Annotated in this window: 13 protein-coding genes and 1 tRNA gene; 13 read left to right on the forward strand and 1 reads right to left on the reverse strand. The window is 54.2% G+C overall.

Annotated features, from left to right (window positions below; all coding sequences use genetic code 11):
- The first annotated feature begins 1 nt into the window (after position 1).
- A tRNA-Gly gene (locus QMZ65_RS18785) sits at positions 2–77 on the forward strand.
- A gap of 435 nt (positions 78–512) precedes the next feature.
- Here QMZ65_RS18785 and queG read toward each other — a convergent pair.
- Entirely contained in the window at positions 513–1,652 is a 1,140-nt protein-coding gene (queG, locus tag QMZ65_RS18790; RefSeq protein WP_097119483.1) for a tRNA epoxyqueuosine(34) reductase QueG, read from the reverse strand.
- Here queG and nnr point away from each other — a divergent pair.
- The 12 genes from nnr (at position 1,651) to nsrR (ending at position 14,673) form a co-directional block, all read left to right on the forward strand.
- Positions 1,651–3,168 carry a bifunctional ADP-dependent NAD(P)H-hydrate dehydratase/NAD(P)H-hydrate epimerase gene (nnr, locus tag QMZ65_RS18795; protein WP_283216499.1) on the forward strand — a complete coding sequence of 506 codons (1,518 nt, stop codon included), beginning with the start codon at positions 1,651–1,653 and terminating at the stop codon, positions 3,166–3,168. The genes queG and nnr overlap by 2 nt on opposite strands.
- Before the next feature lie 3 nt (positions 3,169–3,171).
- Entirely contained in the window at positions 3,172–3,648 is a 477-nt protein-coding gene (gene tsaE, locus QMZ65_RS18800; RefSeq protein WP_034829377.1) for a tRNA (adenosine(37)-N6)-threonylcarbamoyltransferase complex ATPase subunit type 1 TsaE, read from the forward strand.
- An 8-nt stretch (positions 3,649–3,656) separates the two neighbouring features.
- Entirely contained in the window at positions 3,657–5,294 is a 1,638-nt protein-coding gene (gene amiB / locus QMZ65_RS18805) for an N-acetylmuramoyl-L-alanine amidase AmiB (protein WP_502921537.1), read from the forward strand.
- A 42-nt stretch (positions 5,295–5,336) separates the two neighbouring features.
- A complete protein-coding gene (mutL, locus tag QMZ65_RS18810) occupies positions 5,337–7,220 on the forward strand; it encodes a DNA mismatch repair endonuclease MutL (RefSeq protein WP_283216501.1) in 1,884 nt (627 codons plus the stop codon).
- Complete coding sequence (miaA, locus tag QMZ65_RS18815; protein ID WP_034829369.1) at positions 7,213–8,154, forward strand: tRNA (adenosine(37)-N6)-dimethylallyltransferase MiaA; 942 nt, start codon at positions 7,213–7,215, stop codon at positions 8,152–8,154. The genes mutL and miaA overlap by 8 nt, the downstream gene beginning before the upstream one ends.
- 110 nt (positions 8,155–8,264) lie before the next feature.
- Positions 8,265–8,582: an RNA chaperone Hfq gene (hfq, locus tag QMZ65_RS18820; RefSeq protein ID WP_034829366.1), complete on the forward strand. Its 318-nt coding sequence runs from the start codon at positions 8,265–8,267 to the stop codon at positions 8,580–8,582.
- 80 nt (positions 8,583–8,662) lie between these two features.
- On the forward strand, positions 8,663–9,943 hold the full coding sequence (gene hflX / locus QMZ65_RS18825) for a ribosome rescue GTPase HflX (protein WP_097119487.1): 1,281 nt from the start codon (positions 8,663–8,665) through the stop codon (positions 9,941–9,943).
- A 113-nt stretch (positions 9,944–10,056) separates the two neighbouring features.
- Positions 10,057–11,295, forward strand: a complete 1,239-nt coding sequence (gene hflK / locus QMZ65_RS18830; protein WP_034829354.1) for an FtsH protease activity modulator HflK — start codon at positions 10,057–10,059, stop codon at positions 11,293–11,295.
- Positions 11,296–11,298: 3 nt separating this feature from the next.
- On the forward strand, positions 11,299–12,303 hold the full coding sequence (hflC, locus tag QMZ65_RS18835; protein WP_034829352.1) for a protease modulator HflC: 1,005 nt from the start codon (positions 11,299–11,301) through the stop codon (positions 12,301–12,303).
- Positions 12,304–12,361: 58 nt separating this feature from the next.
- The gene (locus QMZ65_RS18840; RefSeq protein WP_034829350.1) at positions 12,362–12,562 is read left to right on the forward strand and encodes a DUF2065 domain-containing protein; all 201 of its coding nucleotides are present in this window, start codon (positions 12,362–12,364) and stop codon (positions 12,560–12,562) included.
- A 176-nt stretch (positions 12,563–12,738) separates the two neighbouring features.
- On the forward strand, positions 12,739–14,037 hold the full coding sequence (locus QMZ65_RS18845; RefSeq protein WP_097119488.1) for an adenylosuccinate synthase: 1,299 nt from the start codon (positions 12,739–12,741) through the stop codon (positions 14,035–14,037).
- A 192-nt stretch (positions 14,038–14,229) separates the two neighbouring features.
- Positions 14,230–14,673: a nitric oxide-sensing transcriptional repressor NsrR gene (gene nsrR / locus QMZ65_RS18850; protein ID WP_034829346.1), complete on the forward strand. Its 444-nt coding sequence runs from the start codon at positions 14,230–14,232 to the stop codon at positions 14,671–14,673.
- Positions 14,674–14,688: the final 15 nt, after the last annotated feature.

Below are 14,688 nucleotides of genomic sequence, written 5' to 3' on the forward strand. Positions count from 1 at the left end.
TGCGGGAATAGCTCAGTTGGTAGAGCACGACCTTGCCAAGGTCGGGGTCGCGAGTTCGAGTCTCGTTTCCCGCTCCAGATTTTCATATTCACTAATGTTATTTGCTCTCGGGCGTAATCAGACTTAAAACTGCTGCAGTCTTTATCGATCTCATGCGGCCTGGTTTTCTTTCTGGAAATTTTACGTACCGCATTAGCACCAACGATGCCTGTAGTCTGTTGCAGTTATCTTACAGGTTATCCACAATGCGCCTGCAACGTACCGACGGCGTTTTACCCTATCTGCAAAACTGTTTTGAACAGAGTTATCCACAAGCTCTGGACAAGCCCCTGCGCGCAATATTCTACTTAAATGTTTACAATAATCATTTAACTCATTGATTGTTAATGAATTAAAGGTATTTCAGTCTGTGAATAGTCTTGGTAAACGATATAATGATCCTCGTCACTATTCGGCTTTATAATTTTATTCACAGCATGTGGAAAAGGATTTTATCCTGCGCGATTGGTTAATCACGCATCACGGACCAGGCCTTTCTCGACGGCGCGCACTAAGCGCTGTTTCTTCGCGGGCTGAACATCCACGCTCTGTGCCGCACGCCTCTGTAATTGCTGCGTGATGGCCCAGTCAATATGCTCATCCAGCATGGCGTTTTCACCGCTACGCATTTGCAACGCCGCCAGATTTTCTTCTGCCCAGGGCGCATTGCCCAATGCCACTGCGATATTCCTCAGCCAGCGTAAGTGGCCGATGCGGCGAATCGCAGAGCCTTCAGTGACTCGCAAGAATTTCGCTTCATCCCACTTGAAGAGATCCACCAACGGCGGCGCGTGCAGCACCGCGCGCGGCGAGAAATCATCTTCATCGGTCAACTGACCATAACGATTCCACGGACAGATAAGCTGGCAATCGTCACATCCATAGATGCGGTTACCAATCAGCGGACGGAATTCTTCCGGTATCGCACCTTCCAGCTCAATAGTGAGATAGGAAATACAGCGCCGCGCGTCAACCACATAAGGCTCAACGATAGCGGAAGTCGGGCAAATAGTGATGCAGGCGACGCAGCGACCGCACTGTTCTTCCTGTGGCTGATCGACGGGCAACGGCAAATCAATCAGCAACTCGCCGAGAAAGAACCAGGAACCGGCTTCGCGATTGAGAATGAGCGAGTGTTTACCGGTCCAGCCCAGGCCTGCTTTGGCGGCAATCGGCCGTTCAAGGATGGGGGCGGAATCGACAAATGGGCGAAAGTTGAGTTCGCCACAATGCGCCTGAATCATTTCTCCAAGCTTTTTCAGGCGATTGCGCAATACTTTGTGATAATCGCGGCCCAGCGCATAGCGGCTGACATAACCCAACTGGGGATTTTTTAAGGTGCTGGCAAACGCTGCTTTGGCGGGAAGATAGTTCATGCGCACGCTGATCACGCGCAGTGTGCCGGGCAGGAGTTCGTGTGGGCGGGCACGCATCATGCCGTGGCGCGCCATCCAGTCCATCTCTCCGTGATATTGCTTCTCCAGCCAATCCTGTAATTTGGGCTCTTCAGCGCTAAGATCGGTATCGCAAATACCAACCTGCTGAAAGCCGAGTTCGCGCCCCCACTGTTTAATTTGGTGGGCAAGCTGTTGAAGATCGAGAGGGTATGACATGAGAAACCAGGCAATTGAAGCAAACCCGCGCAGTTTATCACACTCTGTCTGGCCTGCGCAGGCGATAGGGCAACTGGAGCGCGATGCGGCGGATAGCCTGGGTTTAACCTTGTACGAATTAATGTTGCGCGCCGGGCAGGCGAGCTATGAGCGAGTGCGGGCACAGTGGCCGCAGGCGCAGCACTGGCTGATTCTGTGCGGACAGGGTAATAACGGGGGCGATGGCTATGTGGTGGCGCGACTGGCGCAGGCGGCAGGATTGCGCGTCACATTGCTGGCGTGCAGTGGTAATAAACCCTTGCCGGAAGAAGCGCAGCAGGCGCAAGAAGCCTGGCTGGCGGCGGGCGGGGTGATACATGCCCCGGATGCGTCATGGCCGCAAAACATTGATGTGATCATCGATGCATTGCTCGGCACCGGGATCAATCGTGCGCCAGCCGCGCCTTACGATGAATTGATTGATCTGGCCAATGCACATGCCGCGCCCATCTTCGCGATAGATATTCCATCGGGATTGAATGCTGCCACTGGCACTACGCCGGGCAATGCCATCAACGCGGATGTCACCCTGAGTATGATTGTGCTGAAACCGGGATTGTTGACTGGTAAAGCTCGCGATCACGTGGGTCGATTACATTGTGATGCGCTAGGGCTGAACACCTTCCTCGCAGGCGAGACGGATCCCATTCAACGCTACGATGTGGCTGATCTGGTGCACTGGCTGAAACCACGAAAAGCCACTTCGCACAAAGGTGACCATGGACGTTTAGTGGTAGTGGGAGGGGATACTGGCACCGCCGGGGCGATTCGAATGACGGCGGAAGCGGCGCTGCGCAGTGGTGCTGGGCTTGTGCGCGTGCTCACGCATGAAGATAATATCGGCCCGATTCTGACCGCGCGGCCGGAGCTCATGGTCGATGTGCTACGTGAAGAAACGCTGGAACAGGCCCTGCAATGGGCAGATGTGATCGCTATCGGGCCCGGACTGGGACAACGTGAGTGGGCTCAGAAGGCACTGAAAAAAGTCGCGTCTAGTGAAAAGCCGATGCTTTGGGATGCTGATGCGCTTAACCTGCTGGCAATCAAGCCGGATTACCGTCAGAATCGCATCATTACTCCGCATCCTGGCGAGGCCGCACGGCTGTTAGGCGTGAAGACCAGTGAGGTCGAGCGCGACCGCTTACAGGCGGCGCAAACGCTCGCTAAACGCTACGGCGGTGTGGTGGTGCTGAAAGGCGCAGGCACGATCGTGGCCAGCGCGGCAGGTGACATCGCGATTGCGGATGTAGGCAATGCAGGGATGGCATCCGGCGGCATGGGCGATGTCCTGAGCGGTATCATTGCGGCCATGCTGGGCCAGAAACTGACTTTACTTGAGGCAGCCTGCGCGGGCTGTGTCGCACACGGTGCAGCGGCAGATGCGGTTGCCCGGCAGCGCGGTACGCGCGGCATGTTAGCCACTGATTTGTTCGAACTGCTGTGGCAGTTTGTTAATCCAGAGATGATCCAACAATAAAGCATGAAAACCTGTGTTATCCCTTTGCCCGATGAGGCGGCAACCCTAAATCTGGGTGCGCAACTTGCCCGCGTTTGCAGCAGCGCGTTGGTGATCTATCTTTATGGCGATCTCGGCGCCGGTAAAACCACGTTTAGCCGCGGCTTTTTGCAGGCGCTTGGCCATCAGGGTAATGTGAAAAGCCCAACCTATACGCTGGTGGAGCCCTACGAACTCGGCTCACGCACGCTGTATCACTTCGATCTTTATCGCCTGGCCGATCCTGAAGAGCTGGAGTTTATGGGTATCCGCGATTACTTCAGCGGGGATGCATTGTGCCTGGTCGAATGGCCGCAGCAGGGCGCTGGCGTATTACCCGAGCCCGATCTGGCATTGACGCTGCGCTACGTGGACGCGGCGCGAGAAGCGGAGATCAGCGCGGTTTCTGCAGTGGGTGAAACGCTGCTGGCCCAGTTCCAGCAAGGCAGGGAGTCGGCATGACCGCATGGATGAAAGGGATTCTGCTGGCTGCGCTCTGTATCGTTTCTGCTTCTGGGTTATCTGCCACCTTGTCAGATATCAAAGTCGAAAACGGCGACAGTCAGGCAACCGTCACGCTGAGTTTTAATAGTCAACCCGTGTATGGTTTCTTCCCGCTGCATAACCCCAATCGTGTGGTGCTGGATATTCGGCAAAGTGGCGCGATTAAGGGCTTGCCGCTGAACTTTAGCGGCGAAAACATCGTACAACGCATTCGCAATAGCCAGCCGAAAGATAAACAGAGTATTCGTTTGGTGTTCGAACTGACCCAGGCGGCACACACGCGTGCCAGCACCCAACGTGACGGCAATCAGTATCGCGTGGTGTTTACCATTCGCGGTACGCAACCGGCAAAACGCAGCACTGCTGCCGCACCGGTGACCACCGCTCGCCAGAGCGAGAGTGCGGCGAATCCCTTTAATGCCAATCCGGTGACCGCCGTCACCAGCAGCAACACCACGGTACGTCCGGGTGGCGCCGTTTCACGCAATGACACGGTGATTGTGGCGATTGACGCCGGCCACGGTGGTCAGGATCCCGGCGCATCGGGCCAGCATGGCCTGCACGAGAAGAACGTCACCATTGCCATTGCGCGCAAACTGAAAGCGCTGATGGATCAGGACCCGATGTTTAAGCCCGTGCTGACGCGAAACGGCGATTACTTTATCTCGGTGATGGGGCGTTCCGAGGTGGCGCGAAAAGAGAATGCCAATTTACTGGTATCGATTCACGCCGACGCCGCGCCCAACCATTCGGCGACCGGCGCATCCGTTTGGGTGTTATCAAACCGCCGCGCCAATAACGAAATGGCGAACTGGCTGGAACAGAAAGAGAAGCAGTCCGAATTGCTGGGCGGTGCCGGTGATTTACTGGCAAACAGCCAGGCTGATCCTTACTTAAGCCAGGCGGTACTGGATCTGCAATTCGGGCATTCACAGCGCGTTGGCTATGATGTCGCGGTGAAAGTGCTGCAGCAACTGCGCGGAGTGACGCCGTTGCACAAACGTTTACCGGAGCATGCCAGCTTAGGCGTGTTGCGTTCCCCGGATATCCCTTCTTTACTGGTTGAGACTGGCTTTATCAGTAACGCGGCGGAGGAGCGGCTGCTTGGCAGCAGCGCGTATCAGGAGAAAATTGCTCAGTCGATCTATAAAGGACTGCGCAACTATTTCCTCGCGCATCCGCTGCAATCCATCCCAAAGGAGGAAAACCGGCCGCTGGACAGCGCACCAGCGGTTAGCGTTGCCAGCAACCCGGCAACCGGAACCGTGCAATACACTGGCGCGACGCAGCGCCATACGGTGACGCGTGGTGAGACGTTGTCAGGTATTGCCGCCAAATACGGTGTCAGCATGGCAACTCTGCGTGACCTCAATAGCCTGAAACGCGATGTGGTGTGGGTCGGGCAACACTTGAAAGTCCCGGCAAAATCGGGCGTGAGCGTGACCGCTGCGAGGCGTCCTACCCGACACAAAGTGGTACGCGGTGATTCACTCACTGGGATCGCCGCTCATTATGGTGTCAGCCCCAAAGCCATCATGCAGGCGAATAATATGAAGTCGAGCAACGTGATGCTGGGGCAAAACTTAAAGATTCCACAATCCTGATTGCTGGCGCTGCGGCGCCAGTCTGCTTAAAGGATCACCACCATGCCAATACAGATTTTACCGCCGCAGCTGGCGAACCAGATTGCCGCCGGCGAAGTGGTTGAGCGCCCGGCATCGGTCGTAAAAGAGCTGGTGGAAAACAGTCTTGATGCCGGCGCGACGCGCATTGACGTTGATATCGAAAAAGGCGGCGCGAAGTTGATTCGCATCCGCGATAACGGTTGTGGCATCGCCAAAGCCGAACTGGCCATGGCATTGGCTCGCCATGCCACCAGTAAAATTGCTTCGCTGGATGATCTTGAGGCGATTATGAGCCTCGGTTTTCGCGGCGAAGCCCTCGCCAGTATCAGTTCGGTTTCACGCCTCACGCTAACCTCTCGCACCGCGGATCAACACGAAGCCTGGCAAGCCTATGCGGAAGGACGAGATATGGATGTCACGGTGAAACCTGCAGCACATCCTGTCGGGACGTCGCTGGAAGTGCTCGATCTGTTTTACAACACCCCGGCGCGGCGCAAGTTCATGCGCACTGAGAAGACCGAATTTACCCATATTGATGAAGTGATTCGCCGTATCGCGCTGGCGCGCTTTGACGTGGCAATTTCGCTGACCCACAACGGCAAGATGATTCGCCAGTATCGCGCGGTGGATCAGGAAGCGCAGCGTGAACGCCGTCTTGGCGCTATCTGTGGCACCCCCTTTATGCAACATGCTCTGCGCATTGACTGGCAACATGACGATCTGGCGTTACGTGGATGGGTGGCCGATCCCGCCGGGTCACGTCAGGTTGCGGATCTGCAATATTGTTACGTCAATGGCCGCATGATGCGTGACAAGCTGATCAACCATGCGATTCGGCAGGCGTATCAGACGCAGTTGGGGGAAGATCAACAGCCCGCTTATGTGCTTTATCTGGAGATCGATCCCCATCAGGTGGATGTCAATGTTCATCCCGCCAAGCATGAAGTCCGTTTTCACCAGTCACGGCTGGTGCATGATTTCATCTGGCAGGGCGTCATGAGTGCGTTGCAGGCGAGCCGTGCCGCAGAGTTGCCCATCGCGCATGCGGAAGAGCCCGCGCCAAAGTGGCAGCCAGAGAACCGACAGGCCGCGGGTGCGAATCACTTTGCGCAACCCGTGAGCCCATCACGCAATAGCACCAGCTCCAGCTCCAGCTCCAGCAGCAGCGGTGCGGCTGCGGCGGGAACGCACGCGGGTTGGCAGAATAAAGAGCCGGTGTATCGTGCACGTGAAGGGGCCGCCTACCAGCAGTTAATGAAAACGCCTGTGGCCGAAGCCCCTCGCGCCGCCGCGCCGCAACCGGCTCCCGTGCGTCAGCCTGAAGCACGCGAAGCGCCGTTGGCTGCACATGCGCAAAGTTTTGGTCGTATGCTGAGCGTGATGCATGAGCAATATGCGCTGCTGGAACGGGGTCATCAATTACAGTTGTTGTCACTGAATGTGGCCTCACGCTGGCTGAAACAGGCCCAGTTACAACCGGGAGAAGAGGGCTTGAAACCTCAACCTTTACTGATCCCGGTCCGGCTGAAAATTGCCAAAGAAGAGTTGAATGTGATCGATGTTCAGGGCGCGTTATTGAGGCTGATGGGCATTGATTTACAACGAGAAGGTCAGCACGTCACCTTACGCGCCGTCCCTTTACCGTTACGCACACAAAATTTACAAATCTTGATTCCAGAACTGTTAGGCTACTTGGCCCGGCAGCAAGAGGTTTCTGCATCTGCGTTGGCCCAATGGCTGGCACGTCGTGATGATGCAGAACACGCTCACTGGAATCACTCGCAGGCGATTGCACTGCTGGCAGAGCTGGAAAGGCTATGCCCGCATCTGCTCAAGTCGCCGCCTTCAGGTCTGTTACAGACCATTGAGATTGAGAGCGCGATTAACGCGTTGAAGCATGAGTGAACTAAACCAGGCTAGCCGGCCAAAGGCAATTTTTTTGATGGGGCCTACCGCCTCCGGTAAGACGGCATTAGCGATTTCGCTGCGTCAGCAACTTCCGGTGGAACTTATCAGCGTTGACTCTGCCTTAATCTATCGCGGGATGGATATTGGCACGGCGAAACCGTCGGCAGAAGAGTTAGCACTGGCGCCCCATCGTTTGCTGGACATTCGCGATCCGGCGGAAGCGTATTCCGCCGCTGAGTTTCGTCGCGATGCGCTGGCAGAAATGGCGGAGATTACCCAAAAGGGTAAGATTCCGTTGCTTGTTGGTGGAACCATGCTCTACTTCAAGGCGTTGCTTGAAGGATTGTCGCCGTTGCCCTCGGCCGATCCCGAGGTGCGTCAGCGGATAGAGCAAATGGCGGCGGAGAAAGGGTGGGAAGCCCTACACCGCCAGCTGTGTGAAATCGATCCGGTCGCCGGTAGTCGTATTCATCCGAATGATCCGCAGAGACTTTCGCGAGCACTGGAAGTTTTTTTTATTTCGGGTAAAACTTTAACGGAACTGACAAAAACATCCGGCGAAGCGTTACCCTACGACGTGTACCAGTTTGCTATCGCTCCGGCAAATCGTGAACTGATACATCAACGCATTGCGTTGCGTTACGACCAGATGCTAGCGTCAGGATTTGAAGCGGAGGCTCGTGAACTGTTTGCACGAGGTGATTTGCATACGGATATGCCTTCCATTCGTTGTGTAGGTTATCGCCAGATGTGGTCTTATCTCTCTGGTGAAATCGATTACGACGAAATGGTTTATCGGGGAATTTGCGCCACCCGGCAGCTCGCTAAACGCCAGATGACCTGGTTACGTGGCTGGCCAAACGTCCATTGGTTAGACAGTGACGAGCCAGAATTAGCCCGTAATGCGGTGCTTCAGGTAGTTAGTGCGTAGCAGGGATGATTGTGTACAATTGGTCCGTTATCGTGCGCAAATTTTTACGCAGTTTTTCTGAACCACGGTTCTTAAAGTAACAAACAACAAGCATATAAGGAAAAGATAGAATGGCTAAGGGGCAATCATTACAAGACCCGTTTTTGAACGCATTGCGTCGTGAACGTGTACCGGTTTCGATCTATTTGGTGAATGGTATTAAGCTGCAAGGACAAATTGAATCCTTTGATCAGTTCGTCATTCTGTTGAAAAACACGGTTAGCCAGATGGTGTACAAGCACGCCATCTCTACAGTGGTTCCTTCTCGTCCGGTTTCGCACCATAGCAACAACCCGGGCGGTAGCGGTGGCAGCAGCAATTACCACCATAGCGGAAGCAACCAGGGCGCTCAGTCGCAGCCACAACAAGACGGCGATAACGCAGAATAATTTTGCGCTGCCGTAAAGCCAGGGCTGGGGAGCGAAAGCGTTTTCCCGTCCTGGTTATTTTATTTTAGCGAGGTTATAGCTTGTTTGACCGTTATGATGCCGGTGAGCAGGCCGTACTGGTACACATCTGGTTCTCCCAAGACAAAGAGCTGGAAGATTTGCAGGAGTTCGAAACTCTTGTCTCTTCTGCGGGCGTCGAAGCGCTGCATGTGATTACTGGCAGCCGTAAAGCGCCACATCCCAAATATTTTGTCGGTGAAGGAAAGGCAGTTGAAATTGCCGATGCGGTGAAAGCGAGTGGAGCATCGGTCGTATTATTCGATCATGCCTTATCGCCTGCCCAGGAACGTAATCTCGAGCGAGTGTGTGAATGTCGCGTTGTCGACCGCACTGGCTTAATTCTCGATATTTTTGCTCAGCGCGCCCGTACCCATGAGGGTAAATTACAGGTCGAGCTGGCACAGTTACGCCACATGGCAACCCGTTTGGTGCGTGGATGGACGCACCTTGAGCGCCAAAAAGGCGGTATTGGTTTACGTGGTCCCGGTGAAACGCAGCTGGAAACGGACCGCCGCTTACTGCGTAATCGCATTAGTCTCATCCTTTCTCGCCTTGAGCGTGTGGAGAAGCAGCGCGAACAGGGCCGACAAGCACGCGCCAAAGCCGATGTGCCGACCGTTTCGCTGGTGGGATACACCAACGCCGGCAAATCTACCCTGTTCAATGCGGTGACGTCAGCCAATGTATATGCGGCCGATCAGCTGTTTGCGACTCTCGATCCGACACTGCGTCGCCTGAATGTGGCAGACGTGGGTGAGGTGGTTTTAGCGGATACCGTTGGGTTTATTCGCCACTTACCGCATGACTTAGTGGCGGCCTTTAAAGCCACACTGCAGGAAACACGTCAGGCGACGCTCTTGCTGCACGTGATTGACGCTGCCGATTTGCGCGTCAACGACAACATCGACGCCGTTAATGAAGTATTGGCAGAAATCGAATCGGATGAAATTCCCATGCTGTTGATTATGAATAAAATCGACATGCTGGACGGTTTTGTGCCGCGTATTGATCGTGATGAAGAGAATAAGCCGACACGCGTCTGGCTTTCTGCTCAGAGCGGTGAAGGTCTACCCTTACTTTGGCAGGCGCTGTCTGAACGCTTAGCCGGTGAAATTGCGCAGTATGATTTACGTCTGCCGCCAGAAGCGGGCCGTTTGCGCAGCCGCTTCTACCAACTGCAGGCGATTGAGAAAGAATGGAATGAAGATGATGGTTCTGTAGGTATGCACGTGCGAATGCCAATCGTTGACTGGCGTCGTTTGTGCAAACAGGAACCGTCATTAGCCAGTTATATTGTTTGATATTGCCCTAACGCCTTTACCTAACTTGTTGAAAATTGCTGCAATTATTTCTCTGGGCCGCAATTCGAAAGAGGAAGGGTAAAAAACGTAAATACAATAAATGGAGTAGAAACATGGCGTGGAATCAGCCCGGAAATAACGGACAGGACCGCGACCCGTGGGGAAGCAGCAATAATCAAGGCGGCAACTCTGGGGGAAATAAGGGAGGGCGCGATCAGGGGCCTCCTGATCTGGATGATATCTTCCGTAAGCTGAGTAAAAAACTCGGCGGACTGGGCGGTGGCAAACAGAGTGACAACAATGGCCAGCGCGGCGGCGGTAGCGGTGGCAAACTGGTTGGCATCGTTGCCGTAGCCGCAGTGGTCATCTGGGCTGCCAGCGGTTTCTACACCATCAAAGAAGCAGAACGTGGCGTTGTGACCCGTTTTGGTAAGTTCAGCCATCTGGTTGAGCCGGGCCTGAACTGGAAGCCAACCTTTATCGATCAGGTGCGTGCCGTTAACGTTGAAGCCGTGCGTGAACTGGCCGCCTCTGGCGTGATGCTGACGTCGGACGAAAACGTGGTGCGCGTGGAAATGAACGTGCAGTACCGCGTAACCAATCCTGAGCAGTATTTGTATGCGGTCACCAGCGCTGACGACAGTTTGCGTCAGGCCACCGACAGTGCGCTGCGCGGTGTGATTGGTCGTTCTACCATGGATCGTATCCTCACTGAAGGCCGTACCGTGGTGCGTAGCGAGACGCAACGTGAGCTGGATGAAACCATCCGTCCTTACAACATGGGGATTACCCTGCTTGACGTTAACTTCCAGGCGGCACGTCCACCGGAAGAAGTGAAGGCCTCGTTTGACGATGCCATCGCCGCACGTGAAAACCGCGAGCAGTACGTGCGTGAAGCAGAAGCTTATTCGAATGAAGTGCAGCCGCGTGCGAACGGTCAGGCGCAGCGTATTCTGGAAGAGGCCCGTGCATACAAAGAGCGCACGGTGTTAGAAGCGCAGGGTGAAGTGGCACGCTTTGCTTTACTGCTGCCGGAATACAAAGCCGCACCGCAAATCACCAAAGAGCGTCTGTATATCGAAAGCATGGAACGCGTGCTGAGCCATACGCGTAAAGTCCTGGTTAATGACCGTGGTAACAGCCTGATGGTGCTGCCGCTGGATCAATTGATGCGTGGTGGTCAGATTTCTGGCAGCCAGGCAGGCCAGAAAAACACTAATTTGATGAAGCTGCCTTCGTCTGGCAGCAGTGCCAGCAATGATGACTCTTCGTCTTATAGTCCGAGCAGCATCATGGACCAGCGTCGCGCCAATGCGTTACGCAACGATACCCAGCGCGCAGGGAGGGAGTAATCGATGCGTAAGCCAATTATTGCCGTAATTATTGTCGTCCTGGTGGCGCTGTACGCATCGCTGTTTGTGGTGCAAGAAGGTGAGCGCGGTATCGTGCTGCGCTTCGGTAAAGTTCTGCGCGATAGCGAGAACAAGCCGCAGGTTTATGAGCCGGGTCTGCATTTCAAGATCCCATTCATTGAAACTGTGAAGTCGCTGGATGCACGTATCCAGACCATGGACAACCAGGCCGATCGCTTTGTTACCAAAGAGAAGAAAGACCTGATCGTTGATTCCTACATCAAGTGGCGTATCAGTGATTTTAGCCGCTACTACCTGGCAACGGGCGGTGGTGATGTTTCTCAGGCTGAAGTGTTGCTGAAACGTAAGTTTAGTGACCGTCTGCGCTCTGAGATGGGGCGCCTGGATGTGAAAGACATCGTGACGGATTCACGTGGTCGTTTGACCACCGACGTGCGTGATGCGTTGAACACCGGTACCGCAGGCAGTGATGACGAAGTGCAGACGCCAGCCGCAGATGATGCGATTGCCAGCGCGGCAGCCCGCGTAGAGCGTGAAACCAACAGCAGCGAGCCAGCACCGAACCCGAACAGTATGGCTGCCCTGGGTATTCAGGTGGTTGACGTACGCATCAAGCAGATCAACCTGCCAGCTGAAGTGTCTGATGCTATCTACAACCGTATGCGCGCTGAGCGTGAAGCGGTTGCCCGTAGCCAGCGTTCACAAGGTCAGGAAGAGGCTGAAAAACTGCGTGCTCAGGCGGATTACCAGGTCACACGTACTTTGGCTGAAGCCCAGCGTCAGGCATTGATTTCACGTGGTGAAGGTGATGCGCAGGCAGCAAAACTGTTTGCAGATGCTTTCGGTCAGGATCCTGATTTCTATGCCTTTATCCGCAGCCTGCGTGCTTACGAGAACAGCTTCTCTGATAACCAGGATGTGATGGTGTTGAGCCCGGATAGCGATTTCTTCCGCTTTATGAAGGCACCGACTAACACCGCGCGTTAAGAACTGATATAACCTTGAGGCCGACAATGTTGTCGGCCTTTTTTTTGGGAAAAATAGAATGAACACAACCATCTGGATGGCGCTGGCATTAGTTCTGGTGCTGGAAGGGCTGGGTCCGATGTTTCTGCCGCGTATCTGGCGCCGCATGATTCTGTCTATGGCGCAGTTGCCCGATCGCATCCTGCATCGTTTTGGTGGTGGATTAGTGGTAGCGGGCGTGGTGATTTATTACATGCTGAGCGTGCACGCGAGCGCATAGCATTAAATTTGAGCGATAACGCACGCCTAAATTGTGTCTTGCAGTCTATGTTTCCCCCAACATGTTGTATTGATCAAAACGCGGGCAAAAAACCGCGCAATCGTATGCTAAAAGTGCTGAAAGTGAGCAAAACCGATGGTAGAATCCATTTTTAAGCAATCGGTGATTTTGAAAAAATGGGTAAGAACGTCGTCGTACTGGGCACCCAATGGGGTGACGAAGGTAAAGGTAAGATCGTAGACCTTCTGACTGAACGCGCGAATTACGTTGTGCGTTACCAGGGTGGCCACAATGCAGGCCATACACTTGTCATCAACGGTGAAAAAACCGTCCTCCACTTAATTCCATCTGGCATCCTGCGTGATAACGTGACCAGCATCATTGGTAATGGTGTTGTATTGTCGCCTGAAGCGCTGATGAAAGAGATGAAAGGTCTGGAAGAGCGCGGTGTGCCGGTACGTGAACGTCTGCTGATCTCTGAAGCATGTCCACTGATTCTGCAATATCACGTCGCGATGGACGTGGCGCGCGAAAAAGCGCGTGGCGCCAAAGCGATTGGTACCACCGGTCGTGGTATCGGTCCAGCTTACGAAGATAAAGTTGCACGTCGCGGTCTGCGCGTGAGCGACCTCTTCAATAAAGAAACCTTCGCCGTTAAGCTGAAAGAAATCGTCGATTTCTACAACTTCCAGCTGGTTAACTACTACAAAACTGATGCGGTTGACTACGAAAAAGTGCTGAGCGATACGTTGGCTGTGGCTGACATTCTGACCAGCATGGTGGTTGACGTTTCTGACCTGTTGGACGGTGCGCGCAAGCGTGGCGATCTGATCATGTTCGAAGGCGCACAGGGTACGCTGCTGGATATCGACCACGGTACTTATCCGTATGTGACCTCGTCTAACACCACCGCAGGTGGCGTGGCGACGGGCTCCGGTATTGGCCCACGTTATGTTGATTACGTGCTGGGTATCGTTAAAGCTTACTCAACGCGTGTTGGTGCGGGTCCATTCCCTACCGAACTGTTTGACGAAACTGGCGAGTTCCTGTGTGCACAGGGCCACGAATTTGGCGCGACCACCGGTCGTCGTCGTCGTACCGGCTGGCTGGATGCGGTTGCCGTTCGTCGCGCAGTACAGATCAACTCCCTGTCAGGTTTCTGCATGACCAAACTGGACGTGCTGGATGGCCTGAAAGAAGTGAAAATCTGTGTGGCTTATCGCATGCCGGATGGCCGCGAGATGACCACCACGCCACTGGCAGCGGAAGGTTGGGAAGGTATTGAGCCAATCTACGAAACCATGCCAGGCTGGAGCGAAACCACCTTTGGTGTGAAAACGCTGGAAGGTCTGCCACAGGCCGCGCGTGACTACATCAAGCGTGTAGAAGAAGTGACCGGTGTGCCGATTGATATTATTTCAACTGGCCCGGACCGTAGTGAGACCATGATTCTGCGCGACCCGTTCGACGCATAATCTTACATGGCCGGACACTGTCCGGCCTTTGTTTATCCGCTCTTTGACTCCGCTCACTCTCTTTTTTCTTGCAATTATCGATACTTGCTTAAGAAAAAACGCACCGGCTTCCACGCTCTGGTTTATCATCATACTTAAATACCACGCCGACCGGCGCATAACCCTAACGCCCGATGATTCACCGAGGTATATGTGCAGCTAACGAGTTTCACCGATTATGGTCTGCGTGCGCTGATTTACATGGCGACGTTGCCGGAAGGTAAGCAGACCAACATTACCGAAGTCACCGATACCTACGGGGTGTCGCGTAACCATATGGTTAAAATCATCAACCAACTCAGCCGGGCTGGCTTTGTCGCCGCGACACGCGGTAAAAACGGCGGAATTCGTTTAGGCATGGACCCGGAAAAAATCGTCATTGGTCAGGTAGTGAGAAAAATGGAGCCTTTGCAGCTGGTGAACTGTGAAGAGTGCGCCATCACACCGGCCTGTCGTCTGCGCAAGGCGCTGCACGATGCGGTCCAGTTATTCCTCAAAGAGCTGGATAACTATACGTTGGCCGATCTGGTCAAAGATAACGATTCACTGTACCAAATTTTATTGTCCGAACCGCCGGTGGCAATCCAAATTAAATGACATCGGAGGAACCGT

The sequence above is a fragment of the Pantoea sp. EABMAA-21 genome (assembly GCF_030053335.1).
GTDB classification, from domain to species: Bacteria; Pseudomonadota; Gammaproteobacteria; order Enterobacterales; family Enterobacteriaceae; genus Pantoea; species Pantoea communis.

What these genes read in the sequence shown, in the direction of transcription:
- hflC (WP_034829352.1), top strand. Translation starts at nt 11,299, where the DNA reads ATGCGTAAGCCAATTATTGCCGTAATTATTGTCGTCCTGGTGGCGCTG.
- miaA (WP_034829369.1), top strand. Translation starts at nt 7,213, where the DNA reads ATGAGTGAACTAAACCAGGCTAGCCGGCCAAAGGCAATTTTTTTGATG.
- hfq (WP_034829366.1), top strand. Translation starts at nt 8,265, where the DNA reads ATGGCTAAGGGGCAATCATTACAAGACCCGTTTTTGAACGCATTGCGT.
- amiB (WP_502921537.1), top strand. Translation starts at nt 3,657, where the DNA reads ATGAAAGGGATTCTGCTGGCTGCGCTCTGTATCGTTTCTGCTTCTGGG.
- queG (WP_097119483.1), bottom strand. Translation starts at nt 1,652, where the DNA reads ATGTCATACCCTCTCGATCTTCAACAGCTTGCCCACCAAATTAAACAG.
- mutL (WP_283216501.1), top strand. Translation starts at nt 5,337, where the DNA reads ATGCCAATACAGATTTTACCGCCGCAGCTGGCGAACCAGATTGCCGCC.
- hflK (WP_034829354.1), top strand. Translation starts at nt 10,057, where the DNA reads ATGGCGTGGAATCAGCCCGGAAATAACGGACAGGACCGCGACCCGTGG.
- QMZ65_RS18840 (WP_034829350.1), top strand. Translation starts at nt 12,362, where the DNA reads ATGAACACAACCATCTGGATGGCGCTGGCATTAGTTCTGGTGCTGGAA.
- tsaE (WP_034829377.1), top strand. Translation starts at nt 3,172, where the DNA reads ATGAAAACCTGTGTTATCCCTTTGCCCGATGAGGCGGCAACCCTAAAT.
- QMZ65_RS18845 (WP_097119488.1), top strand. Translation starts at nt 12,739, where the DNA reads ATGGGTAAGAACGTCGTCGTACTGGGCACCCAATGGGGTGACGAAGGT.
- nnr (WP_283216499.1), top strand. Translation starts at nt 1,651, where the DNA reads ATGAGAAACCAGGCAATTGAAGCAAACCCGCGCAGTTTATCACACTCT.